Annotated in this window: 22 protein-coding genes and 1 pseudogene; 8 read left to right on the plus strand and 15 right to left on the minus strand. The window is 71.5% G+C overall.

Annotated features, from left to right (window positions below; all coding sequences use genetic code 11):
• Positions 1-100: 100 nt before the first annotated feature.
• Together ACLGIH_RS29840 and proP are read right to left on the minus strand one after the other, a co-directional pair.
• Positions 101-1,675, minus strand: a complete 1,575-nt coding sequence (locus tag ACLGIH_RS29840) for a pectate lyase family protein (RefSeq protein ID WP_416528381.1) — start codon at positions 1,673-1,675, stop codon at positions 101-103.
• Between the two features lie 371 nt (positions 1,676-2,046).
• Positions 2,047-3,567: a glycine betaine/L-proline transporter ProP gene (gene proP, locus ACLGIH_RS29845; protein ID WP_416528382.1), complete on the minus strand. Its 1,521-nt coding sequence runs from the start codon at positions 3,565-3,567 to the stop codon at positions 2,047-2,049.
• Positions 3,568-3,683: 116 nt separating this feature from the next.
• Here proP and ACLGIH_RS29850 point away from each other — a divergent pair, with 116 nt between their 5' ends.
• Positions 3,684-4,142 (plus strand): RpiB/LacA/LacB family sugar-phosphate isomerase, encoded by a 459-nt coding sequence (locus tag ACLGIH_RS29850; protein ID WP_416528383.1) that lies wholly within the window; start codon positions 3,684-3,686, stop codon positions 4,140-4,142.
• Between the two features lie 22 nt (positions 4,143-4,164).
• On the opposite strand, the gene rocD is transcribed toward ACLGIH_RS29850, so the two are convergent.
• The 3 genes from rocD to ACLGIH_RS29865 form a co-directional block, all read right to left on the minus strand.
• A complete protein-coding gene (gene rocD / locus ACLGIH_RS29855) occupies positions 4,165-5,385 on the minus strand; it encodes an ornithine--oxo-acid transaminase (protein WP_416528384.1) in 1,221 nt (406 codons plus the stop codon).
• Positions 5,382-6,212, minus strand: coding sequence for a dimethylargininase (gene ddaH / locus ACLGIH_RS29860; protein ID WP_416528385.1), 831 nt, complete (start codon positions 6,210-6,212; stop codon positions 5,382-5,384). The genes rocD and ddaH overlap by 4 nt, the downstream gene beginning before the upstream one ends.
• Positions 6,213-6,339: 127 nt before the next feature.
• A complete protein-coding gene (locus tag ACLGIH_RS29865; protein ID WP_416528386.1) occupies positions 6,340-6,855 on the minus strand; it encodes an Lrp/AsnC family transcriptional regulator in 516 nt (171 codons plus the stop codon).
• Positions 6,856-6,931: 76 nt separating this feature from the next.
• Between ACLGIH_RS29865 and ACLGIH_RS29870 the strand changes: the two genes are divergently transcribed.
• From ACLGIH_RS29870 to ACLGIH_RS29885, 4 genes are read left to right on the plus strand one after another with little or no spacing between them, the layout of a single operon-like run.
• Complete coding sequence (locus ACLGIH_RS29870) at positions 6,932-7,696, plus strand: LytR/AlgR family response regulator transcription factor (protein ID WP_416528387.1); 765 nt, start codon at positions 6,932-6,934, stop codon at positions 7,694-7,696.
• 1 nt (position 7,697) lies between these two features.
• Complete coding sequence (locus ACLGIH_RS29875) at positions 7,698-8,054, plus strand: DUF485 domain-containing protein (protein WP_416528388.1); 357 nt, start codon at positions 7,698-7,700, stop codon at positions 8,052-8,054.
• Between the two features lie 34 nt (positions 8,055-8,088).
• Complete coding sequence (locus tag ACLGIH_RS29880) at positions 8,089-9,816, plus strand: sodium/solute symporter (RefSeq protein ID WP_416528389.1); 1,728 nt, start codon at positions 8,089-8,091, stop codon at positions 9,814-9,816.
• Positions 9,813-11,018, plus strand: coding sequence for a sensor histidine kinase (locus ACLGIH_RS29885; protein WP_416528390.1), 1,206 nt, complete (start codon positions 9,813-9,815; stop codon positions 11,016-11,018). The genes ACLGIH_RS29880 and ACLGIH_RS29885 overlap by 4 nt, the downstream gene beginning before the upstream one ends.
• Before the next feature lie 3 nt (positions 11,019-11,021).
• On the opposite strand, the gene ACLGIH_RS29890 is transcribed toward ACLGIH_RS29885, so the two are convergent.
• The 5 genes from ACLGIH_RS29890 to ACLGIH_RS29910 all read right to left on the minus strand — a co-directional run bounded on the left by ACLGIH_RS29890 (position 11,022) and on the right by ACLGIH_RS29910 (position 15,579).
• On the minus strand, positions 11,022-11,156 hold the full coding sequence (locus ACLGIH_RS29890) for a hypothetical protein (protein WP_416529577.1): 135 nt from the start codon (positions 11,154-11,156) through the stop codon (positions 11,022-11,024).
• A gap of 148 nt (positions 11,157-11,304) precedes the next feature.
• Complete coding sequence (locus ACLGIH_RS29895; RefSeq protein ID WP_416528391.1) at positions 11,305-12,255, minus strand: cytochrome c oxidase assembly protein; 951 nt, start codon at positions 12,253-12,255, stop codon at positions 11,305-11,307.
• A gap of 128 nt (positions 12,256-12,383) precedes the next feature.
• Complete coding sequence (locus ACLGIH_RS29900) at positions 12,384-13,409, minus strand: 6-phosphofructokinase (protein WP_416528392.1); 1,026 nt, start codon at positions 13,407-13,409, stop codon at positions 12,384-12,386.
• Between the two features lie 179 nt (positions 13,410-13,588).
• Positions 13,589-14,317, minus strand: coding sequence for a type 1 glutamine amidotransferase (locus ACLGIH_RS29905; protein WP_416528393.1), 729 nt, complete (start codon positions 14,315-14,317; stop codon positions 13,589-13,591).
• Positions 14,318-14,340: 23 nt separating this feature from the next.
• On the minus strand, positions 14,341-15,579 hold the full coding sequence (locus tag ACLGIH_RS29910; RefSeq protein ID WP_416528394.1) for a MurT ligase domain-containing protein: 1,239 nt from the start codon (positions 15,577-15,579) through the stop codon (positions 14,341-14,343).
• Positions 15,580-15,756: 177 nt separating this feature from the next.
• On the opposite strand from ACLGIH_RS29910, the gene def reads away from it, so the two are divergent.
• Positions 15,757-16,296: a peptide deformylase gene (gene def / locus ACLGIH_RS29915; protein ID WP_416528395.1), complete on the plus strand. Its 540-nt coding sequence runs from the start codon at positions 15,757-15,759 to the stop codon at positions 16,294-16,296.
• A gap of 69 nt (positions 16,297-16,365) precedes the next feature.
• Here the strand turns inward: def and ACLGIH_RS29920 are convergent, their stop codons facing one another.
• On the minus strand, positions 16,366-17,010 hold the full coding sequence (locus ACLGIH_RS29920; RefSeq protein WP_416528396.1) for a TetR/AcrR family transcriptional regulator: 645 nt from the start codon (positions 17,008-17,010) through the stop codon (positions 16,366-16,368).
• Between the two features lie 170 nt (positions 17,011-17,180).
• Here ACLGIH_RS29920 and ACLGIH_RS29925 point away from each other — a divergent pair, with 170 nt between their 5' ends.
• Positions 17,181-18,407, plus strand: a complete 1,227-nt coding sequence (locus ACLGIH_RS29925) for an acyl-CoA dehydrogenase family protein (protein WP_416528397.1) — start codon at positions 17,181-17,183, stop codon at positions 18,405-18,407.
• Between the two features lie 49 nt (positions 18,408-18,456).
• Here ACLGIH_RS29925 and ACLGIH_RS29930 read toward each other — a convergent pair whose 3' ends face one another.
• The 3 genes and pseudogenes from ACLGIH_RS29930 to ACLGIH_RS29940 form a co-directional block, all read right to left on the minus strand.
• On the minus strand, positions 18,457-18,978 hold the full coding sequence (locus ACLGIH_RS29930) for a cupin domain-containing protein (protein WP_416528398.1): 522 nt from the start codon (positions 18,976-18,978) through the stop codon (positions 18,457-18,459).
• 7 nt (positions 18,979-18,985) lie between these two features.
• The gene (locus tag ACLGIH_RS29935; RefSeq protein WP_416528399.1) at positions 18,986-20,227 is read right to left on the minus strand and encodes a cytochrome P450; all 1,242 of its coding nucleotides are present in this window, start codon (positions 20,225-20,227) and stop codon (positions 18,986-18,988) included.
• Positions 20,224-21,303: pseudogene (locus tag ACLGIH_RS29940) on the minus strand (type III polyketide synthase); the annotation flags it as partial. The gene ACLGIH_RS29935 and the pseudogene ACLGIH_RS29940, both read right to left, overlap by 4 nt.
• A 176-nt stretch (positions 21,304-21,479) precedes the next feature.
• On the opposite strand from ACLGIH_RS29940, the gene ACLGIH_RS29945 reads away from it, so the two are divergent.
• On the plus strand, positions 21,480-22,166 hold the full coding sequence (locus ACLGIH_RS29945; RefSeq protein WP_416528400.1) for a thiaminase II/PqqC family protein: 687 nt from the start codon (positions 21,480-21,482) through the stop codon (positions 22,164-22,166).
• Here the strand turns inward: ACLGIH_RS29945 and ACLGIH_RS29950 are convergent.
• Positions 22,154-22,390: a DUF6213 family protein gene (locus ACLGIH_RS29950; protein WP_416528401.1), complete on the minus strand. Its 237-nt coding sequence runs from the start codon at positions 22,388-22,390 to the stop codon at positions 22,154-22,156. The two genes, ACLGIH_RS29945 and ACLGIH_RS29950, sit on opposite strands and share 13 nt — an antisense overlap.
• Positions 22,391-22,407 lie beyond the last annotated feature (17 nt).

The raw sequence follows: 22,407 nt of genomic DNA on the forward strand, positions 1-22,407 counted from the left end.
CGTTCGGGGCAGGCTAATGCCGGACCTCTCGCCGAGTCACTGACGCGTGGGGGGCGTGCCGCCGTCCGTCCGGACCCGGACGGACGGCGGGAGTCCGCCGTTATCCGGCGTAGGTCTCGAACTCCGCGATCCGCGGTGTGCCGCTCGAGCCGGTGATCTCGAAGGTGATCTTGCGCAGCGTGGTCTCGGGGAAGGTGATGACCCCCGCTCCGCTGCCGGAGGCCAGCACCCTGCCGGCGTCGGCGTCGAGGACCCGCCAGGAGCCGACGGTGCCCGCGGAGTCCGCCGTCTCCCGGATATTGATCTTGGACACGGTGGTGGCGGAACCCCACTTGATCGAGACGGAACCGGTCGAGCCGGTCGGCGACCAGTAGGTGCGCATGTCACCGTCTCGCACGTTGCCGTAGCTGGTCCCGGCGGCCTTGCTGGAGCCGTCGGAGCCGGCCCCGATGCTGAGGTTGGTCCCGGTCGGGCCGGTCGGGTCCGGCGTGGGATCGGTCGGGTCCGGCGTCGGGTCGGTCGGGTCCGGTGTGGGGTCGGTCGGCGTGGGTGTCGGTGCCGGCGTCTGCGGGGAGCAGCTGCCGTCCGAGACCCGCAGGCCCTTGCCGGCGCCCGCAGTCGCCCGCACCACGTCCGGCACGCAGCCGGCCGCGTCGAGGCGGTGGGAGTACGGGATGCTCACCGTGGTGTTGGACTGCGGGTCGGGCCCGGCCGGGTTGTTCTCCGCACCGGGTTCGGACCAGGTGACGTTGTCGAAGATGTTGCCGCTGACCTGCCAGTAGCCGGCCTCGTCCGTGTAGAAGGTGCCCAGGACGTCCTTGGAGTCCTCGAAGTAGTTGTTGTCCACCTTGGCGCGGGCGCCGGCCCGGGAGTTGATGCCGGAGTCGTTCACGCTGACGTAGTGGTTGTTGTAGATGTGGGCGATGCCGCCGCGCAGCAGGGGCGTACGGGAGTCGATGTTCTCGTACAGGTTGTGGTGGTACGTGATGAAGCCGTTGGAGCGGTCGCTCTCGCTGGACCCGACGAGGCCGCCGCGGCCGGAGTTGCGCAGGATGCTGTAGGACAGCGTCACGTACTGGGTGTCGTTCTTCATGTCGAAGAGGCCGTCGAAGCCCTCCGACTCGCCGCCCGACGCCTCCAGGGTGGTGTGGTCGACCCAGACGTTGCGGACGCCGCTCTCCATGCCGATGGCGTCACCGCCGTTGGACGTGGGCGAGCCCGACTTCTTGACGTTCCGGACGGTCACGTTCTGGATGATGATGTTGCGGGCCTCGCGGATGTGGATGCCCACCTGGTCGAAGACGGCTCCGCCGCCGACGCCGACGATCGTGACGTTGCTGATCTGCTTGAGCTCGATCACCCCGTCGGCCGTGTTGCAGCTGGCGCCCGAGACCTTCTTGGTGTTGCCGTGGTTGATGGTCCCCTCGACCTCGATGGTGATCGGCGTGCCGCTGTCGGCCCGGTTGCACAGGGCCGCGTGGATCGCGGTGCCCGTGGTGGCGCGCACCGTCTGCCCGCCGGCACCGCCGGTGGTCCCGCCGTTCTGGGTCGCGTAGCCGGTGGCGCCACCGGCCGCCGCCGACGCCTCGGGCATCGACAGAACGACACCGGCGGCGGCCGCCGTGGCCATGGCGGCCAGCGCCGCGTGGAATCGTCGTACGACTGGTCGTCTCATTCTCGTCTTCCCGTTCGCCTTCGGAATTGGTCCTGCGCGTGCTCCGTGCGTGTCGCGCAGGGTCCATGAATGACGTGCGCATGCCAATGAGCCGCCGAGGATGTTCCGACCTGTCGTGCGGCAGGTCGCGTCGGCCCGGGTGCGGGTGCTGCCACCACCGCGGATCGGCTCTGCGGATCCGCGGCGGCCCGAATCTCCGAGCCGTGCGGCATGGCGACGTCACCGTGCCCTCGCCTGGTGCGTGCGGGGACCGGCGCCGCGTCATCGCGGGCTCGGAAAGCGCTTTCTGGGCTGGAGAATAAGACGGCGCCCACCGGGCTGGCAAGGTTCCGCGCACGGTCCGGGCGAGGACTCCGTGGGCACCGGCGAGGTCAGAACCTCGGCGTCGGTGCCTGCGCCTCCACGAGGTCGGCCGCCTCCTCCTCGGTCTGCACCGAGGGCGGCGAGCCGGCGAGCGGCTGCTGTGCGGTCTCCTTCATGCAGGCCACCGCGATGACACCGACCACCGCCGCGGCCATCGCGTAGTACGCCGGCATCATGTCCGAGCCGGTCGCACTGATCAGCGCCGTGATCACGAGCGGTGTGGTGCCGCCGAACAGGGACGCCGACAGGTTGTAGCCGACCGACAGGGAGCCGTAGCGCACCGAGGTCGGGAACATGGCCGGCAGCGCCGCCGACATCGTGCCGAGCAGGCAGACCAGGGAGAGGCCGAGCATCAGCATGCCGGTCGACACGGCGAGCAGGCTGCCCTGCTGCACCAGCAGGAACGCCGGGGCGGACAGCAGAAAGAAGCCCAGCATGCCGGTCATCAGCAAGGGCTTGCGGCCGAACCGGTCGGACAGTCGGCCCACCTGGTTGACGACCAGCATCAGCACCACCATGGTGGCCACCAGGATCAGCAGGCCGTGGGTCTCGGAGTAGTCCAGCTCGTCCGAGAGGTACGTGGGCATGTACGACAGCAGCATGTAGTCGGTGATGTTGTAGGCGCCGACCAGCGCGATGCACAGCACCAGCGTCCGCCACTGCTCCCGGAAGATCTTGAGCAGATCGCCGCGGGCGGTGGTCTCCACCGCGTCCGCGGCCTCCGAGGCGTGCACCTTGCCCTCCTCCAGCTTCAGGTAGGCGGGGGTGTCGTCCAGCTTCAGCCGCAGGTAGAGGCCGACGAGGCCGAGCGGCCCGGCGACCAGGAACGGCAGCCGCCAGCCCCAGGCGTCCATGGCGTCGGTGCCGAGCCAGGCGGTCAGCGCGGTCACCAGCCCCGCCGCGCCGGTGTATCCGGCGAGCGTTCCCAGCTCCAGGAAGCTGCCGAAGAAGCCGCGCCGCTTGTCGGGTGCGTACTCCGCGATGAAGGTGGAGGCCCCGCCGTACTCGCCGCCGGTGGAGAAGCCCTGGAGCAGCCGGAACGCGATCAGCAGCAGCGGGGCCCAGAAGCCGATGCTGGCGTAGCTCGGGATCAGCCCGATCGAGGCCGTGCCGATCGCCATCAGGATCATCGTCAGCGCGAGGACCTTCTTGCGTCCGACCTTGTCACCCATCGGTCCGAAGACCATGCCGCCCAGCGGACGGACCAGGAAGGCGACGGCGAAGGTGGCGAAGGACGACAGCAGCTGTGCCGTTTCGCTCCCGGACGGGAAGAAGACCCGGCCGATGGTTCCGGCCAGGTAGGCGTAGATGCCGAAGTCGAACCACTCCATGGCATTGCCGAGGGAGGCCGCCTTCACCGCGCGTTTGACGACCCGCTCGTCCGTCACCGTGATGTCCGACCGGCGCAGGCGAGGGTTCTGCCGGCGCTTGACGGCGCGGAAGAGCAGGGGGTGACGCTTGATCGCTGGGGAATCGGGCACGGGCCCGTTGTCGCTGGGGGACGTGGCTGCGTTCCTTTCCGGGGGCATATCGCTCCAAACGGAACTTATGCGCGTTCATCTGCATATCGACAGAACCTGCCACAAAATACCAAGTTCAGTCATGTTCATCGGCAGTTGATCGGCAGATGTGTAGGCTCCCGGACATGCGGATCTCCGTCTCCTCCGACATGGACGAACCCGTGGCCCGTCTCCTCGTCGAGGAGCTGCGCAGGCGCGGCCACGAGGTGCGCACGCACGGCGCGCTGCGGCCCGGGGCGGACCCCCGGTGGGCCGCCTGCTCCGAGCGGGCGGCCCGGGACGTCGCCGAGGGCACGGCCGACCAGGCGGTGGTGTGCTGCTGGACCGGCACCGGCGCGTCGATCGCCGCCAACAAGGTGCCGGGCGTCCGCGCGGCCCTGTGCGCGGACGCCTACACGGCGGACGGGGCCCGCCGCTGGAACGACGCCAACGTCCTCGCGCTCAGCCTGCGGCTGACGTCCGAGCCGCTGCTCAAGGAGATCCTCGACGCCTGGTTCGCCGGCGAGGCCGGCGCGGACGCCGAGGACCGGGAGAACGTGGCACACGTCGAACGGCTCGACCGGGAAGGCCGAGCCGTTCGGTAGCAAGCCGGGACAACGAGCGCGATCAGGACGTCAGGACCTTCTCCAGCGTCCCGAGCGCCCCCCGCAGCTCCTCCTCGGTGATCGTCAGCGGCGGTGCGATCCGGATCGTCGAGCCGTGGGTGTCCTTGACCAGGATGCCCTCGCGCATCAGACGCTCGCTGACCTCACGGCCGGTGCCGAGCGCCGGGTCGACGTCGACGCCGGCCCACAGCCCGCGCGCCCGGAAACCGACGACACCCTTGCCGGTCAGCTCCGTCAGCCCCTCGCGCAGCACCGCGCCCAGCTCGGCAGCCCGGCGCTGGAACCCGCCCGTCTCCAGCAGCTCCACCACCGCGGTGCCGACCGCCGCGGCGAGGGGGTTGCCGCCGAACGTCGAGCCGTGCTCGCCCGGGTGCAGCACACCGAGCACCTCGCGCCGGCCGACCACCGCCGACACCGGCACGATGCCGCCGCCCAGCGCCTTGCCGAGCAGCACCACGTCCGGCACCACCGACTCGTGCTCGACGGCCAGGGTGCGCCCGGTGCGGCCCAGGCCCGACTGGATCTCGTCCGCCACGAACAGGCAGCCCGCGCGCCGGGTCAGCTCCCGCACTCCCGCCAGATAGCCGTCGTCCGGGATGAGCACCCCGGCCTCGCCCTGGATCGGCTCGATCAGCACCGCCGCCGTCGTCTCGTCGATCGCCTCGCCGAGCGCCGCCAGGTCGTTGTACGGCACGATCCGGAAGCCGGGGGCGAAGGGGCCGAAGCCCTTCCGGGCCGTCTCGTCCGTGGAGAAGCCGACGATCGTCGTCGTCCGGCCGTGGAAGTTGTCCGCGGCGACCACGATCGTCGCCCGGTCCTCCGGCACGCCCTTGACGTCGTACGCCCACTTGCGGGCCACCTTGATGCCGCTCTCCACCGCCTCGGCGCCGGTGTTCATCGGCAGCACCATGTCCGTGCCGGTCAGCGCGGCCAGGCGCTCGGCGAAACCGGCGAGGCGGTCGTTGTGGAAGGCCCGGGAGGTCAGCGTCAGCCGGTCCAGCTGGCGGTGGGCGGCCTCGATCAGCGCCGGGTGCCGGTGGCCGAAGTTGAGGGCCGAGTAGCCGGCCAGCATGTCGAGGTAGCGGCGGCCCTCGACGTCCTCCACCCAGGCGCCCTCCGCACGGGCGACGACCACGGGCAGCGGATGGTAGTTGTGCGCGAGCACGGGCTCCTCGGCACGGATCAGCTCCGCCGAGCTGCGGGTGCGGGCGGGTGCGGTCATGAGCGGGTCTCCCGGATCTCCTGGGTGCAGCACTTGATGCCGCCGCCGGCCTTGTGGAACTCGGACAGGTCGACGGGGACGGGGACGTAGCCGCGGTCGGCCAGCCGGGCCGCCAGGCCCGTCGCCCCCGGTGAGATGAACACATGGCGGCCGTCGGAGACGGAGTTCAGTCCAAACGCCATCGCGTCCTCCCGGGTGGCGATGACCGCGTCCGGATACAGCCGGGCCAGCACCTCGCGGCTGCCCGGCGAGAACGCCTCGGGGTAGTACGCCACATTCCCCTCGCCTTCCCCGTCCAGCACGAAGAGCGCCGTGTCCAGGTGGTAGAAGTACGGGTCCACCAGCGTCAGGGATATCACCGGCACGCCGAAGAACTCCTGCGCCTCGCGGTGTGCCTCACGGGTGGTGCGGAAGCCCGTGCCGGCCAGGATCCACCGCCCGGCCGGGACCAGGTCGCCCTCGCCCTCGCACACGGACTCGGGACGGTGGACGTCGAAGCCCTCACCCTTGAACCACGCCTCGTAGGGCACGGACTCGGGCCGGCGCTCGGGCGCGTGGAAGAGGGAGCCGAGGACACGGCCCTCGACGACGACCGCCGCGTTGGCGGCGAAGACCATGTCGGGCAGGCCGGGGACCGGTCCGACGTTCTCGACGGTGTGGCCGTGGGCGCGATAGGCGTCGACCAGGGCCTGCCACTGGTCCAGGGCGCGGATGACGTCGACCGGCCGGTCGGGACGCATCCACGGGTTGATCGCGTACTGCACGGCGAAGTGTCTGGGTTCGCAGACCAGGAAGCGCCGCCGGCGCGGCACACGGGAGTCGGGCACAGAGGGGTTCCTCCGCTTCACTCACGGTTGGTGACTGGGGGGTGACACCACGGTAGGAAGCGACGCCGACGGGCGACAAGGAAGAAAAGCTGCGCGTTCGCGCAGGATCGCTGCGTTGCCGGCCCGTTCAGCGCACGTCTGCTGCGCCCGTGGCGGCGCCCTCCGGGGCAGGGTGACTCGCACCCGCCTCCGGACTGTCCGGGATCAGATGGGACAACACCATCACACTGATCGTCTTGCGGATGAACGGCTCCGCTCGGATGCGTTCCAGCACCTCCTCGAAGTGCTCCACGTCCCGCGCCCGCACGTGCAGCAGCGCGTCCGCGCCGCCCGTCACCGTCATCGCCGCCGTGATCTCCGGATGGTTGCGCACCACCTCCGCCAGCCGCCGCGGCGGCGCCGCCCCCTCGCAGTACACCTCCACATACGCCTCGGTGCGCCAGCCCAGCGCCGACGGCTTCACCGTGGCCGTGAACCCGGTGATCACCCCGGTCTCCCGCAGCCGGTCCACCCGGCGCTTGACCGCCGTCGCGGACAGCCCCACCTCCGCGCCGATCTCGGCGAAGGACGTCCTGGCGTTCGCCATCAGCGCGGTGATGATCTTCCGGTCGAGTTCGTCGAACGGAGCGGGCCTGCTGTTCATGCGGGCACTGTATCCAGCGGATACGTCCGCGCCGGGCACGTGTGCCGGCGTCGGATCGCCCCTACACTCCACGTTCATGCTGCGCGTCCTGGCTGTCGACGACGAACGCCCCTCGCTCGAGGAACTGGTGTACCTGCTCACCGCGGACCCGCGGATCACCGCCGCCGAGGGCGCCGGCGACGCCACCGAGGCGCTGCGCCGCATCAACCGCGCGCTGGAGTCCGGCCCGGACGGCCCCGAGGCCATCGACGTCGTCTTCCTCGACATCCAGATGCCCGGCCTCGACGGACTCGACCTCGCCCGGCTGCTCACCGGGTTCGCCCGGCCCCCGCTGGTCGTGTTCGTCACCGCGCACGAGGACTTCGCCGTACAGGCCTTCGACCTCAAGGCCGTCGACTACGTGCTCAAACCCGTCCGCAGGGAACGCCTCGCCGAGGCCGTCCGCCGCGCCGCCGAACTGCGCGGCACCGCCCTCGCCACCGCCGCCCCGAACATACCCGTGCACGAGCCCGACCCCGACCACATACCCGTCGAGCTGGGCGGCGTGACCCGGTTCGTCGCCGTCGACGACATCACCCACGTCGAGGCCCAGGGCGACTACGCCCGACTGCACACCGACAAGGGCAGCCACCTGGTCCGCATCCCCCTGTCCACCCTGGAGGAGCGCTGGCGCTCCCGCGGCTTCGTCCGCATCCACCGCCGCCATCTGGTCGCCCTGCGCCACATCGGCGAACTCCGCCTGGACGCCGGCACCGTCAGCGTCCTGATCGGTACCGAGGAACTCCAGGTCAGCCGCCGCCACGCCCGCGAACTGCGGGACCTGCTGATGAGGAGGCCCTGACATGCCGAACCCCGCCGAGCGCCGCGTCGTCGTCACCGGCCCGCCCCGGCGCAGCCGCCCGGTCTCCGGCTACTACCGCCCCCGCACCGAGATCGAGGAGCAGACCACCCTCGGCCACACCTACGTCCGCTCCCTGATGCGCACCCAGCTGCGCGCCGCCCTCGCCGTCTGCGCCGTCCTGGTGCTGCTCATCGGCCCGCTGCCGCTGGTCTTCGCGGCGGCCCCGGACGCCCGCCGCCTGGAGTGGGCGATCCTCGGCTTCGGCCTGTACGTCCCGCTCGTCCTGCTCGCCCGCTGGTACGTGCGCCGCGCCGAACGCAACGAGCGCGCGCTCGTCCGCCTCGTCGAAGACCGATGAACGTCACGAACGTCATGAACGCGACGCCCGCCCCATGAACTCCAGCTACGCCGTCACCGCCGTCGCCCTGGTCGTCGTCGCCACCGTCCTCGTCGGCGCCTTCGGCCTGCGCATCTCCCGCACCACCTCCGACTTCTACGTCGCCTCCCGCACCGTCGGGCCCCGCCTCAACGCCGCCGCCATCAGCGGCGAGTACCTCTCCGCCGCGTCCTTCCTCGGCATCGCCGGCCTGGTCCTGGTCCAGGGCCCCGACATGCTCTGGTACCCGGTCGGCTACACCGCCGGCTATCTGGTGCTGCTGCTGTTCGTCGCCGCCCCGCTGCGCCGCTCCGGCGCCTACACGCTGCCCGACTTCGCCGAGGCCCGGCTCGCCTCCCAGGCCGTCCGCCGCCTCGCCGGAGCCTTCGTCGTCGGCGTCGGCTGGCTCTACCTGCTGCCCCAGCTCCAGGGCGCCGGGCTGACCCTCACCGTGCTCACCGACGCCCCCGACTGGCTCGGCGGCGTGATCGTCGCCGTCGTCGTCACCGCCACCGTCGCCGCGGGCGGCATGCGCAGCATCACCTTCGTGCAGGCCTTCCAGTACTGGCTGAAACTCACCGCCCTGCTGGTCCCCGCCCTCTTCCTGATCCTGGCGTGGCAGGGCGACGGAGCGCCCAGCCGCGCCTTCGACGAACCGGCCACGTTCCGCGAGCAGCGCTCGGTCCGCGTCGAGGACAGCCTCACCCTGAAGCTGGAGCAGCCGCTCACCGTGACGGTCGACGGCACCGTCGACGGCCGCACCCACGACGGCACCCGCCTCGACCTGCCCACCGGCACCCACCACATCGACGCCGGCACCCGCCTCACCTTCGCCGAGGGCACCGCCGTCCCGCCCGCCGGACGCGGCGCAGACGACGCCCTGTCGCCCTCCCGGGCCGAGAGCCGCACCGAACGCCCGCTGTACGCCACGTACGGACTGATCCTCGCCACCTTCCTCGGCACCATGGGCCTCCCGCACGTCGTCGTCCGCTTCTACACCAGCCCGCACGGCGTCGCCGCCCGCCGCACCACCGTCGCCGTCCTCGGCCTGATCGGCGCCTTCTACCTGCTCCCGCCCGTCTACGGCGCCCTCGGCCGCCTCTACGCCCCCGAGCTGACCCTCACCGGCGACGCGGACGCCGCCGTCCTGCTGCTGCCCGACCGGATGATCGGGGGAGTGGGCGGCGACCTGCTCGGGGCGCTGGTCGCGGGCGGCGCCTTCGCCGCGTTCCTGTCCACCGCGTCCGGCCTGACCATGGCCGTCGCCGGGGTGCTCACCCAGGACGTGCTGCCCTCCCGCGGCGTCCGGCACTTCCGGCTCGGTACCGCGCTGGCCATGGCCGCGCCGCTGGCGGCGAGCGTCCTGGTCGGCGGGCTGCCGGTGGCCGACGCCGTCGGCCTCGCCTTCGCCGTGTCCGCCTCCTCCTTCTGCCCGCTGCTCGTCCTCGGCATCTGGTGGCGGCGGCTGACCCCGCCGGGCGCGGCGGCCGGGATGCTGGTCGGCGGCGGGTCCGCGCTGGTCGCCGTCGCCGCGACCATGGCCGGCTTCCCGGGCGGCGGCGCGCTGCACGCCCTGCTGGCCTGGCCCGCGCTGTGGTCGGTGCCGCTGGGCTTCCTCACCATGGTCCTGGTGTCGCTGGCCACGCCGGGCCGGGTCCCGGCCGGGACGGCGGCGATCCTCGCCCGGTTCCACCTTCCCGAGGAACTGCGCACCGAGGAACTGCGCACGGAGGTGACGGCATGAGCGGCTTCCTGGCGGGCCTGTGCGTCGCGGCGCTGCCGCTGCTCGCGGCCGGCTTCTGGCTGGGCCGGCGCACCGCCCGCCCGCAGAGCCTCGGCGGCCTCGGCACCCCCGTCGAGCACGCCACCTTCCAGACCCTGCACACCGCCTCGCTCGCCGCACCCCCGCTGCGTGCCGGACTGACCGAGGACACCGCCCGCAGATCGGCCCGCAAGCTGCGCTCCCTGCTCGGCACCGACGCGCTGTGCCTGACCGACGAGAAGGAGGTCCTGGTCTGGGACGGCGTCGGCGGCCACCACCGCACCGAGATCATGGACCGCCTCGCCGGACCACTGGAGACCGGCCGCGGCGAGGCCTTCCCGCTCAGCTGCGACACCCCCGACTGCGCGGCCCGCTGGGCCGTCGTCGCCCCGCTCACCGTCGACGACCGGGTACTCGGCACCCTGGTGGCCTGCGCGCCCCGCGAGTCCGCCGTCCTGGTCCGCGCCGCGGGGGAGGTGGCCCGCTGGGTCTCCGTCCAGCTGGAGCTGGCCGACCTGGACCAGTCCCGCACCCGCCTCATCGAGGCCGAGATCCGCGCCCTGCGCGCCCAGATCTCCCCGCACTTCATCTTCAACTCGCTCGCGGTGATCGCGTCCTTCGTCCGCACCGACCCCGAGCGCGCCCGGGAGCTGCTGCTGGAGTTCGCCGACTTCACCCGCTACTCGTTCCGCCGGCACGGCGACTTCACCACCCTCGCCGACGAGCTGCACGCCATCGACCACTACCTGGCACTGGTGCGGGCCCGCTTCGGCGACCGCCTCGCGGTCACCCTCCAGATCGCCCCGGAGGTACTGCCGGTCGCCCTGCCCTTCCTCTGCCTCCAGCCGCTCGTCGAGAACGCCGTCAAGCACGGCCTGGAGGGCAAGTCCGACCGCTGCCACATCCAGATCACCGCGCAGGACGCGGGCGCCGAGGCCCTCGTCGTCATCGAGGACGACGGCGCCGGCATGGACCCCGGCCTGCTGCGCCGCATCCTCGCCCGGGAGGTCAGCCCGTCGGGCGGCATCGGCCTGTCCAACGTCGACGACCGGCTCCGCCAGGTGTACGGCGACGACCACGGCCTGGTCATCGAGACGGCCGTCGGCGCGGGCATGAAGATCACCGTCCGGCTGCCGAAGTACCAGCCGGGCGTGCACTCGGGTGGCTGGCTCAGCGGCCCGTGAGGATCAGGGCCGGGTGGCGACCATCCCCAGCGTGAGCAGGCCCAGAACGACCCAGCCGAACCACAGCCAGCCGTTGCTGCCCAGCGCGACCGTATAGGCCGTCACCGCCACCAGGCCGCCGAGGGTCAACACCCCCATCGTCTTCGTGGAACTGTCCGTCGCACCGGGCATCACGGCACCCTCCTCGTCGTCCGTTCCCCTCCATGGTGCCCCGGTTTCGCGCCGGTGCGCCCGGGACGGCGAGAACGTGCGCCGGCCGCGCCCGCTTCCCCCGGGGCGCCGCCGCTCAGTTCCCCCGGGCGTTCAGCGAGGCCAGGTAGGCGTTGTAGGCCTCCAGCTCCTTGTCGCCGTCACGGTCGGCGGCGCGGTCGGAGCGCCGGGCCTGCCGCTGGTCGGAGGCGTACCACTGGAACAGCAGCGCGATCAGCACCAGCACCGACGGGATCTCGCTGAACGCCCAGGCGATGCCGCCGGCCGCGTTCTGCTCGGAGAGCGGGTCGACGCCGAGCGAGGCGGGCGGGTTGTCGAACGTCTTGACCATGGTCGTGGACGCCATCATCAGCGCGATGCCGAAGAAGGCGTGGAACGGCATGCCCGCGAACAGCTCCAGCATCCGCATCAGGTACCCGGGACGGTGCGGACCCGGGTCCACGCCCATGATCGGCCAGAAGAACACCAGGCCGACGGCGAGGAAGTGCACCATCATCGCGATGTGCCCCGCCTTGGAGCCCATGAGGAAGTCGAAGAGGGGCGTGAAGTACAGCCCGTACAGGCTGGCGATGAACAGCGGGATGGTGAAGGCCGGGTGCGTGATCACCCGGATGTAGCGGCTGTGCAGCAGCATCAGCAGCAGCTCGCGCGGGCCCTTGCGGCCCCGGCCCGCCGGCGGCAGCGCGCGCAGTGCGAGCGTGATCGGGGCGCCGAGCAGGATCAGGATCGGCGACACCATGCTGATGACCATGTGCTGCACCATGTGCACGCTGAACATGACCATGCCGTAGTCGTTGAGCTTGGTGCACATCATCAGCACGACGCTGAGCACACCGACGACGTACGCGACGGTCCGCCCCACCGGCCACCGGTCGCCGCGCCGCACCAGCCGGGCGACGCCCCAGCCGTACAGCGCCAGTCCGAGCAGGCAGGCGATCAGGAAGAACGGGTCGGTGGACCACTCCAGGCCCCGCCCCAGCGTGAACGGCGGCAGATCCATCGTCATGCCGTGCCCGCTGTGATCCATCCGCCGGCTCCTGTTTCGTGGGGGTTGAGCGCTGTCTGTCCGAGCCAAGACTAGAACCGCCCCCGGCCGCTGTTGCGACCGGGGGCGGGAAAGCCGGCCTCAGGGGGCCGGGCTCGACGCGCCAGGGGTCAGAGCACGCACTCCGCTTCCGCGTACCGGGCGTCCGGCACCGTCTTCAGCGTCTCGACCGCGTCGGCGAGCGGCACCGTCACGATGTCCGTCCCGCGCAGCGCCGTCATCCGCCCGAACTCGCCCCGGTGCACCGCCTCCACCGCGTGCCACCCGAACCGCGTCGCCAGCACCCGGTCGTACGCCGTGGGCGTCCCGCCGCGCTGGACGTGTCCCAGGATGACCGGTCGGGCCTCCTTGCCGAGCCGGTGCTCCAGCTCGACCGAGAGCTGCCGGGCGATACCGGCGAACCGCTCGTGGCCGTAGATGTCCTTGCCGCCCTCGTCGAAGTCCATGGTGCCCGGCCTCGGCTTGGCCCCCTCCGCGGCGACGACGATCGCGAACCGCTTGCCCGCCGCGAACCGCTCGCCGACCTTGGCGGTCAGCTCGTCGATGTCGAAGGGCCGCTCGGGCACGACGACGGCGTGGGCGCCGGCCGCCATGCCGGAGTGCAGCGCGATCCAGCCGGTGTGGCGGCCCATGACCTCCACGATCAGCACCCGCTGGTGGGACTCGGCGGTGGTCTTCAGCCGGTCCAGCGCCTCGGTCGCCACCGTCACGGCGGTGTCGAAGCCGAAGGTGACGTCCGTGACCGCGATGTCGTTGTCGATGGTCTTCGGCACGCCGACTATCGGCAGACCGTTGTCGGACAGCAGCCGGGCCGCCTTCAGCGTGCCCTCGCCGCCGATCGGGATGATCGCGTCGAGGCCGAGTTCCCGGACGTGACCCCTGGCCCGCTGCACACCGTCCCGCAGATGCTCGGGCCGGACCCGGGAGGAGCCGAGGATGGTGCCGCCGCGGGCCAGGATGCCGCCCACCGCGTCGAGGTCGAGCTTGAGCCAGTCACACTCCAACAGGCCCTTCCAGCCGTCCCGGAAGCCGATGACCTCGTCGCCGTGGTCGGCGACGGCGCGGTGTACGACGGACCGGATGACGGCGTTCAGGCCGGGACAGTCGCCGCCGGACGTGAGGACACCAATGCGCATAGCCCGATAAACCTTCTCAACTGGGCACGGGGACCGGACCGCGCTGTCCGGCTCGATCCCCGCCACCCTAGCGGCACCGAGCGGCGGGGCCGAACAACGCGTCCGCCAGCTGGACGCGCCCGCTCACCTGTGCGAGCCGCTGCGCAACGGTGTCTACGCAGGCTGCTGCGCAGCGGTGCCTACGCAGGCTGCTGCGCAGCCGCGATGCGCTCGTTGCGGAGCGCCTCGTACCAGCGGTCGTCGGTCGGCGGCAGCGCGTTCACGTCCAGGGCCAGCTTCAGCAGCAGGTCCGCGATCTGCGGGTTGCGGGCCAGCACCGGCCCGTGCATGTACGTCCCGAAGACCGTGTCGTTGTACGCGCCCTCCGTGCCGTCGCCCGTGCCGTTGCCGTTGCCGAAGCGGACCTGGGCGAGCGGGCGGGCGGTCGGGCCCAGATGGGTGACGCCCTGGTGGTTCTCGAAGCCGGTCAGCGGGGGCAGGCCCAGGCGCGGATCGATGTCGCCGAGCACGTCACCGACACACCGGGCGCCCTCGCCCCGCACCGAGACCACGTCGAGCAGACCGAGGCCCGGCTCGCGCTGGCCGAGGTCGTTGACGAACTCGTGGCCGAGGATCTGGTAGCCGGCGCAGACCGAGAAGACGATGGCGCCGTTCTCCACGGCCCGGTGCAGCCCTCCGTCGCGGCGCAGCCGCTCGGCCGCGAGCCGCTGCGGCCGGTCCTCACCGCCGCCGATCAGGTAGATGTCGCCGGAGGTCGGGATGGCCTGGTCGCTGCGCACGTCCAGCCGGGCCACGTCGAGGCCGCGCTGCCGGGCCCGGCGCTCCACGACCAGGACGTTGCCCTGGTCGCCGTAGGTGCTGAGCAGGTCCGGGTAGATCCAGACGACCCGCAGTTGGTTGTCGCTCACGAAAGTCCCCTGAAGTCGTGCGGTCAGTTGCCGACGCGGCGGCGCAGGTCCTGGAAGGCGGTGTAGTTCGCGATGACCTCGATCCGGCCGGGCGGGCACTGCTGCACCGCCTGGTCGAGGGTCTCGCACACCTGGAACTGCTGGTTCGCCACCTCCAGGCGCACCGCGAGGTCCAGCCGCCGGTCACCGATCACGCAGATCGGATGGCCGGACAGCCGGGTGTAGTCGACGTCCCACAGCCAGGAGGTGTCGGTGCCGTCGGCGCCGCGGGCGTTCACCGAGAGGATCACGGGGGTCGGCGGCGGGTCGATCAGGGAGAACGTCTCCAGCCAGCCGGCAGGGTTCTTCGCCAGCAGCAGCCTGAGGTCCCGTCCCTGGAACTGCACGACGTCGTACCGCCCGGCCACCGCCTGCACCTGGTACATGCGTTCCAGGGCGACCTGCGGCGGCACCCCGAAGACGGCCGCGACGGCGGCCGACGAGGCGGCGTTGGCCTTGTTGGCGCGGCCCGGCAGCTGGAGGTGGATCGGCCAGGCGGAGCCGTGCGGGTCGAGGACGTGGTCGCCGGACAGTGCCCAGCTCGGGGTGGGCCGGCGGAAGCCGCACTCGCCGCAGAACCAGTCGTCGCCGGGGCGCTGCATCACACCGCCGCAGGACGGGCAGGACCAGGCGTCGTCCTTCCACATCTGGCCCGCGGCCACCCAGACGACGTTGGGCGAGGAGGAGGCGGCCCACACGACCAGCGGGTCGTCGCAGTTGGCGACGACGACCGCCTTGGAACCGGCCAGGCCCTCCCGCCAGTTCTCGGCGAGCATCCGGGTCTCGGCGGCGCGGTCGAGCTGGTCACGGGAGAGGTTGAGCAGCGCGATGCACTTGGGGTCGGTGTCCCTGGCGACCCCGGCGAGGTACTTCTCGTCGACCTCGATCACGCCGTAGCGGGCGTCCGAGTTGCCGGCGAGGGCCGAGGTGATGCCGGCCGGCATGTTGGCGCCGAGCGCGTTGGACACGACCGGGCCCGCGGCCCGCAGGGCCTCGGCGATGAGCCGGGTGGTGGTGGTCTTGCCGTTGGTCGCCGAGACCAGCACGACGTCCAGATTCTGGGCGAGCCGGGCGAGGAGGTCGGGGTCGAGTCTGAGCGCGACCCGGCCGCCGATCACCGAACCGCTGCCGCGTCCCGCGGCGCGCGATGCCGCCGCGACCGCCTTGCCGGCGGTCACGGCCAGCTTGGCCCGCGGCGAAAGCGGGTCCGAGTTGCCTGCCATCAGTTCTCGATCCTCCTTGCGTACGCGCCGCGCCTGAAGCCTGTGAAGCCTGACGGCCACGTGGTGTGGACGTCAGCCTATCGAGATCCATTCGCGCGCCCGAATCGCGGCACCGCCCCGCGGCCCCGCGCGGTCCGCGAGGCGGGCGCGGACCGTGGGGACCGTACCCTGGCCGCCATGCGACACGGCTCGATCCCGGGCGCCCGCGGGCGCGTACGGCCCCTGACCCTGCTCGGTGACACGGTACTGCGCGAGCCGTGCCGCGAGGTCACCGACTTCGGCCCCGAACTGGCGGGTCTCGTGGAGGACTTGTTCGCGACCATGTACGCCGCGCGCGGCGTGGGCCTGGCCGCCAACCAGGTGGGCGTACCGCTGCGGGTCTTCGTCTACGACTGCCCGGACGACGAGGACGTGCGCCACCTGGGGCACGTTGTCAACCCGCGTCTGGTCGAGACCGACGGTGTGGTCCTGCGCGGGCCGGAGGGCTGTCTGTCCCTCCCGGGCCTGGAGGCGGGCACGGAGCGTCACGACCACGCCGTGGTCGAGGGCGTCACGGTGACGGGTGAGCCGGTCACCGTGCACGGGACGGGCTTTTTCGCGCGGTGCCTCCAGCACGAGTGCGACCATCTGGAGGGGCGCCTGTACGCCGACCACCTCACGGGCTGGCGTCGCAGAAGGCTCATGCGCCAGGCGGCCCGGGCCTCCTGGCGCCGGTGAGCGGGGCCGCCCGGGGGTACGGGGAACCGCGCGCCCGGCCTGGGACCACCCGCGCCCGACGCGCAGCGGTCAGAACGCCGGCCCCCCTGCTCTGTCCCCCGCCGCGGCCAGCCGCCCCCACAGCAGATCGGCAAGGCTGCGCACCAACTCCTGCCGGGAACAGGGGCGTTCACCGAGCCACCAGTCCCCGGCCGCATGCATCATCCCGACGATCCCGTGCCCCCAGACCCGCGCCAGCCGCTCGCTGCCCGGCCCCAGGTCCAGCCGCTCCTCGATGACCTTGCCCAGTTCCTCGCCCATCCGGCGCAGCAGCGGCGCCGAGTGCTTGCCGACGTCGAAGCCCGGTTCGCCGGACTGGCCGGCCTCCGCCGGATGCATCAGGAACCGGTACACCTGCGGGCGTGCCTCGATGGCCGCCAGATACGTGTCCAGGGTGGACTCGACGCGCTCCCGCCGGTCCGCCGGGGCGTCCAGCGCGGCCCGCAGCGAGTCGAGGAGGGCGTCCGTGTGCCGCTGGGCGAGCGCGGCGTACAGGCCGCCCTTGTCGCCGAAGTGCCGGTAGAGGATCGGCTTGGTGATGCCCGCCTCGGCCGCGATGGCGTTCATCGAGGCCTGTGGGCCGTCGCGCAGCACCACCCGGTCGGCGGCCTCCAGCAGCTCCCGTCGCCGGCGGTCGGCCGACCGCTGCTGATCGGTCCGCTGCGTGGTGTCCATGTGCTCTCCCCACCCGTGGTCATTCGGTGACGCCTGCGCAAACTAGCACCTGGGATGCCCCGGACATCGAACGGGCTGCCGACGGGTCTCCGGGAGTTGACTTTTCTTACCCGCGGGTAACAGACTGCCTGTTACCGCAAGTAACACGCATGTGCACCGCTGGAGGGGACATGGCCGAGTTCACCATGGAGCTCAACGACGAACAGAAGGAGGTACGGGACTGGCTCCATGGCTTCGCCGCCGATGTCATCCGTCCCGCCGCCGCCGAATGGGACGAGCGTGAGGAGACTCCCTGGCCGGTCATCCAGGAGGCCGCCAAGGTCGGCATCTACTCCCTCGACTTCTACGCCCAGCAGTACTTCGACTCCACCGGCCTCGGCATCCCGATGGCCATGGAGGAGCTGTTCTGGGGCGACGCCGGCATCGCCCTGTCGATCGTCGGCACGGGCCTGGCCGCCGTGGGCGTCCTCGCCAACGGCACCGAGGAGCAGATCGGGACCTGGATCCCGCAGATGTACGGCGACGCGAGCGACGTCAAGGTCGCCGCCTTCTGCTCCTCCGAGCCCGACGCCGGCTCCGACGTGTCCTCCATGCGCACCCGCGCGGTGTACGACGAGGCCAAGGACGAGTGGGTGATCAACGGCACGAAGACGTGGGCGACCAACGGCGGCATCGCCAACGTCCACGTGGTCGTCGCGGTCGTCGACCCGGAGCTGGGCTCCAAGGGCCACGCCTCCTTCATCATTCCGCCGGACACACCCGGTCTGTCCCAGGGCCAGAAGTTCAAGAAGCACGGCATCCGCGCCTCGCACACCGCCGAGGTCATCCTCGACAACGTGCGCGTGCCCGGCTCCTGCCTGCTCGGCGGCAAGGAGAAGCTGGACGAGCGGCTCGCCCGGGCCCGGGAGAAGGCCAAGAAGGGCGGGGAGCGTGTCAAGAACGCGGCGATGGCCACGTTCGAGGCGTCCCGCCCCGCCGTCGGCGCGATGGCGGTGGGCACCGCACGCGCCGCCTACGAGGTCGCCCTGGAGTACGCCCAGACGCGGGAGCAGTTCGGGCGGCCGATCATCGACAACCAGGGCGTGGCCTTCCAGCTCGCCGACATGCGGACGTCGATCGACGCGGCGCGGCTGCTGGTGTGGCGGGCCTCGTGGATGGCGATCAACGGCAGGCCGTTCACCGCGGCCGAGGGGTCGATGTCGAAGCTGTTCGCCAGCGAGACCGCGAAGAAGGTGACCGCCCAGGCCATTCAGATCCTGGGCGGCAACGGGTACACGCGGGAGTATCCGGTGGAGCGGATGCACCGGGACGCCGCGATCTACACGATCTTCGAGGGAACGAGTGAGATCCAGCGGCTGGTGATCGCCCGGACGGTTTCCGGGATGCCGATCCGGTAGCGACGGGGAGGCGCGGGCGGGCTCACCCGCCTCTGTCCCGCGGGCTCACTCACCTGTGTCTCAGAGGCGTGAGCTGCTCGATGTCGTACTTGGCACGCAGCGCCTCGATCGCCTCGTGATCCGGGGGGCCGCCCTCGCTCAGGATTTCCAGCAGCTCCTCGAAGTAGCGCTCGTGGTCCGGGGGAGGGGACGCCTGGAAGAACATCTTCGCCGGGTCGTCCGTCGGGTTCGCGAACGCGTGCGGGCAGCCGGGGGGCACGACGATGACCGTGCCCGGGGTGGCACGGACCACCCGGCTGCCCGTCGAGGACTCCCACTTCTGCCAGTTGTCGGGAGTGCGGACCCGCGGCTCGAAGGCGAGCACGTCCAGCTCGCCCTCGAGCACGTAGAACAGCTCCTCGCTGCGCGTGTGCACATGGGCGCCGACGTCGAAGCCCGGCGGCACGATCACCTCGAAGGTGGACGCCATGCGTGAATGCGTGCCGGTCACCTTGAAGGTCACGTGCTGGGCCGGCGCCTCGACGACCCGGCCGTGACCGGGCGGCACGAGCAGCCCCTCCGTCGTCGTCATCGGCGGCTCACCAGGTCACGGGCAGGGCCTCGGGCCCGCGGATCAGCGCGCCCTTCTTGAAGGGCACGTCCTCGGGCGGCACCGCGAGCTTCATGCCGGGCACCCGGTCCAGGAGCGTGTCGACCAGCAGTTCGGACTCCAGCCGGGCCAGCATGCCGCCCGGGCAGTAGTGCGGGCCGAAACCGAAGGAGACGTGCGGGTTCGGGCTGCGGGAGAAGTCGATCGTCTCCGGGTCCGGGAAGACGTCGGGGTCGCGGTTGGCGGCCAGGTACGAGACGTAGATCGCGTCGCCCGCCCGGATCCGCACCCCGCGGATCTCCACGTCCTCCAGGGCGATCCGGGACAGCCCGACGGCGTTGCGGTGCGGGATCCAGCGCAGCAGCTCGTCGATGGCCTTCGGCCGCAGCTCCGGCTCCGAGCGCAGGCGTTCGGCGAGGTCCGGCCGGGTCAGCAGAACGTAGAACATCTGCCCGCTGTTGTTGGTGACCGCCTCGCCGCCGATCTGGAGCAGCACCGCGAGTCCGACGGCCTCCTCCAGCGTGATCTCGCCCCGGCCCACGGCCGTGCCCAGCAGTGAGGTCACGTCCTCTCCGGTGCTGTCCTCGCGGACGCCGATGAGATCGGCGAAGTAGGCACCCATCTCCTGCTTGGCCTTCTCGCTGACCTCGGCGCCGTGCGAGGAGGACAGGATCAGCTGGGTCCAGGTGTGCATGCCGTGCCGGTCGGCCGCCGGAACGCCCATCAGCTCGCAGATCACCGCGATGGGAAAGGGGCTGAGCACTGCCTCGGTGAGATCGGCGGGCGGTCCCTCCGCCAGCATCGCGTCGACCAGCTCGCCGAGAACGGCACGGGCCTGCTCGCGCACCCGCTCCACGCCCCGGGCCGTGAAGGCCGCGGCCACCGAGCGGCGCAGCCGGGTGTGGTCGGGCGGGTCGAGGAAGCCGACCGCGCCCCGGGCCGGGATGAAGTGCGGAGCGAGCCGGGTCACCTGCCGGTCCATCACGGCCTCCCGGCCGAACCGGGGGTCGTTGGTGACCATGCGTACGTCGTCGTAGCGGGTCACCAGCCAGGCCCAGCCCTCGCCGTTGGGCAGCGAGATCCGGGTGACGGGACCCTCGGCCATGAGTTCGCGCAGCACCGGGTCGAAGTCCGTGCCGGGCAGATCGAGAGCCGGCCAGTCCCGCACGGGCGGTGCCGTACCCGGTCCGGGATCGGGCGGCGCCGTCTTGGGGATCGTCTCTTCACTCACGTTCGCACGCCCCGTGTCTCGTCGGCGGTCACCCAGCGGCCCAGGGACATCTCCGCGGTGATACCGGGACCGAATCCGGCCAGCAGCCCGCGCGCCCGGGGCTCGGCGCCGCCCTCGTCGAAGAGCCGGCGCAGCGCGTCCAGGACGACCGCGCTGGCGATGTTGCCGTACTCCGTGAGCGTCGCCCGGCTGAACCGGAACGCGTGCGGATCGACCTGGAGGAACTTGCTGAGGTCGTCCAGGATGCGCGGCCCGCCCGCGTGGACGACGTAGAAGTCCAGGTCGGACGCGTCCCAGCCGTGATTGCCCGCCAGTTCCATGAGTGCGGGAGCGAGCGGCTCCATGGTGGCCGGCACTCGCTTGTCCAGCAGGAAGTGGAAGCCGGTGGCCTTGACGTCGTACATGATCCACTCTTCGGTCTTGGGGATCAGGTACGAGCCGTTGCGCTCCAGCCGGACGCCGGTGCCGCCCTGGCCGCGAACCACCGCGGCGGCCACGCCGTCGCCGAAGAGGCCGTTGGAGAGCAGGGAGCCGACACCGATGTCGGTGGGCTGATAGCACAGCGAGCAGAACTCGCAGGCCACGATCAGCGCGTTGGCCTCGGGATAGGCCGTGCAGAAGTCGTGGGCCCGGTTGATCGCCGCGCCGCCCGCCGCGCAGCCCAGCTGGGCGATGGGTATCTGCCGGGTGGTGCTGTGGAAGCCCATCTCGTTGATCAGCCACGCCGTGAGCGAGGGCATCATGAACCCCGTGCACGACACGTAGATGATCACGTCGATGTCGGTGGTGAGCAGCTCCGCGTCGTCCAGCGCACGCTGGATCACCGCCGGGACCCGGGCCTTCGCCTCGGCCTCGTAGAGGTTGTTCCGCTCCTCGAAGCCGGGATGCTTCAGGGTCTCCTCGATGGGCTGAACGATGTGCCGTGTGCGTACACCGGTGTTCTCGATCAGCCGGAGCGCAAGCGGCAGTTGGGGGTGGTCGGCGTGGCGCTCACGCGCCAGGTCCAGCGTCTCCTCCATCGTGATCACGTGCTCTGGAACGGACACCGAGGGTCTGCACAAAGTCGCCATGAACCGTGCCTGCTTTCGCCTCCCGGGAGGCCCTTCGCCCCCCGGTCAGAAAGTGGTCCACCTCTAGGGGTGTTCACTCCACACTCACCCGCCGGGGCGCCGATCTCTCGCCGGACTACTCCGTCTCGGGGACCGTGGCAGGGTGGAGGGACGACCACACGGCTCGGGCGACGGAGGAAGCGATGGCGCGCACGGCTCGGGAACTGCTGGAGACGACCACCGGAAAACTGGCCCCCGATCCGCACGCCAACCGGCTGGTGCCGCTGGTGGCGCGCGGGGCGGCCGGCCGGGACACGCTCGCCGCGCTGGCACTGGAGCAGCGGTGGGTGATCGCCGCCGACCGCCGCGCCTTCGAGTACCTGGCCCACCGCACCGCCGAGGCACCGCGGATCACCGCGTACTTCACCGCGCTGGCCGAGTCGGAGGCGGTGGCTGGCCGGCGGCTGGAGACGTTCGCCGCGGCCTGCGGCGTGGACGAGACCCGGTCGGTGTCCTACGCGCCGCTGCCGGGCTGCCAGGCCTACCCCGCGTACGTCGCCTGGCTCGCGCTGAACGGCTCACCCGCCGAGACCGTGCTCGCGCTGCACGCCAACTTCTCCGCCTGGGGCGGCTACTGCGCGACGATCGCCGACGCCCTGCGCCGCCACTACGGCTTCCCCGACGAGGCCTGCGCCTTCTTCGACCTCTTCGCCGAACCCGACCCGGAGCTGGAGGGGAAGACCACGGCCGCCGTACAGGCGGGCCTGGACGCCGGTCACCTCAGCGAGGACCTCGTGCGCCGCTACGGGGTACTGCTGCAGAGCTACGAGCGGATGTTCTGGCACACACTCTGGGAGCGGGACCAGGGGCGGCCCGGTCAGGTCGACTGACCGCTGCTGTGGGCGATGCACGCCACGTCGATCCGGTCGGCCAGCTTGGCCAGTTCGATGGTCAGGGCCGCCACCGTGTCCTCGTCCAGGCTCTCCTCGCCGGTCTCCACCAGACGCAGCCACCGGCCGCCCACGGTGCGCAGCAGCTTGCTCACGTCGGCCGCGGCCACCTGCAAGGTGCCGCGGTCGTCGACGATCAGAGGGAGTGTCACTTCGCGGGTCACAAAAAGGGATCGTAGCC

This window comes from Streptomyces hamibioticus (assembly GCF_047946815.1).
GTDB lineage: Bacteria > Actinomycetota > Actinomycetes > Streptomycetales > Streptomycetaceae > Streptomyces.

Bases quoted from the DNA above. Each gene is read 5' to 3' on its own strand.
- ACLGIH_RS29865 (WP_416528386.1), bottom strand. From the start codon at position 6,855: ATGAACAGCAGGCCCGCTCCGTTCGACGAACTCGACCGGAAGATCATC.
- proP (WP_416528382.1), bottom strand. From the start codon at position 3,567: ATGCCCCCGGAAAGGAACGCAGCCACGTCCCCCAGCGACAACGGGCCC.
- ACLGIH_RS29925 (WP_416528397.1), top strand. From the start codon at position 17,181: ATGGCCGAGTTCACCATGGAGCTCAACGACGAACAGAAGGAGGTACGG.
- ACLGIH_RS29920 (WP_416528396.1), bottom strand. From the start codon at position 17,010: ATGGACACCACGCAGCGGACCGATCAGCAGCGGTCGGCCGACCGCCGG.
- ACLGIH_RS29945 (WP_416528400.1), top strand. From the start codon at position 21,480: ATGGCGCGCACGGCTCGGGAACTGCTGGAGACGACCACCGGAAAACTG.
- ACLGIH_RS29880 (WP_416528389.1), top strand. From the start codon at position 8,089: ATGAACTCCAGCTACGCCGTCACCGCCGTCGCCCTGGTCGTCGTCGCC.
- ACLGIH_RS29885 (WP_416528390.1), top strand. From the start codon at position 9,813: ATGAGCGGCTTCCTGGCGGGCCTGTGCGTCGCGGCGCTGCCGCTGCTC.
- ACLGIH_RS29850 (WP_416528383.1), top strand. From the start codon at position 3,684: ATGCGGATCTCCGTCTCCTCCGACATGGACGAACCCGTGGCCCGTCTC.
- ACLGIH_RS29910 (WP_416528394.1), bottom strand. From the start codon at position 15,579: ATGGCAGGCAACTCGGACCCGCTTTCGCCGCGGGCCAAGCTGGCCGTG.
- ACLGIH_RS29875 (WP_416528388.1), top strand. From the start codon at position 7,698: ATGCCGAACCCCGCCGAGCGCCGCGTCGTCGTCACCGGCCCGCCCCGG.
- rocD (WP_416528384.1), bottom strand. From the start codon at position 5,385: ATGACCGCACCCGCCCGCACCCGCAGCTCGGCGGAGCTGATCCGTGCC.
- ACLGIH_RS29930 (WP_416528398.1), bottom strand. From the start codon at position 18,978: ATGACGACGACGGAGGGGCTGCTCGTGCCGCCCGGTCACGGCCGGGTC.
- def (WP_416528395.1), top strand. From the start codon at position 15,757: ATGCGACACGGCTCGATCCCGGGCGCCCGCGGGCGCGTACGGCCCCTG.
- ACLGIH_RS29895 (WP_416528391.1), bottom strand. From the start codon at position 12,255: ATGGATCACAGCGGGCACGGCATGACGATGGATCTGCCGCCGTTCACG.
- ACLGIH_RS29890 (WP_416529577.1), bottom strand. From the start codon at position 11,156: ATGGGGGTGTTGACCCTCGGCGGCCTGGTGGCGGTGACGGCCTATACG.
- ACLGIH_RS29870 (WP_416528387.1), top strand. From the start codon at position 6,932: ATGCTGCGCGTCCTGGCTGTCGACGACGAACGCCCCTCGCTCGAGGAA.
- ACLGIH_RS29840 (WP_416528381.1), bottom strand. From the start codon at position 1,675: ATGAGACGACCAGTCGTACGACGATTCCACGCGGCGCTGGCCGCCATG.
- ACLGIH_RS29900 (WP_416528392.1), bottom strand. From the start codon at position 13,409: ATGCGCATTGGTGTCCTCACGTCCGGCGGCGACTGTCCCGGCCTGAAC.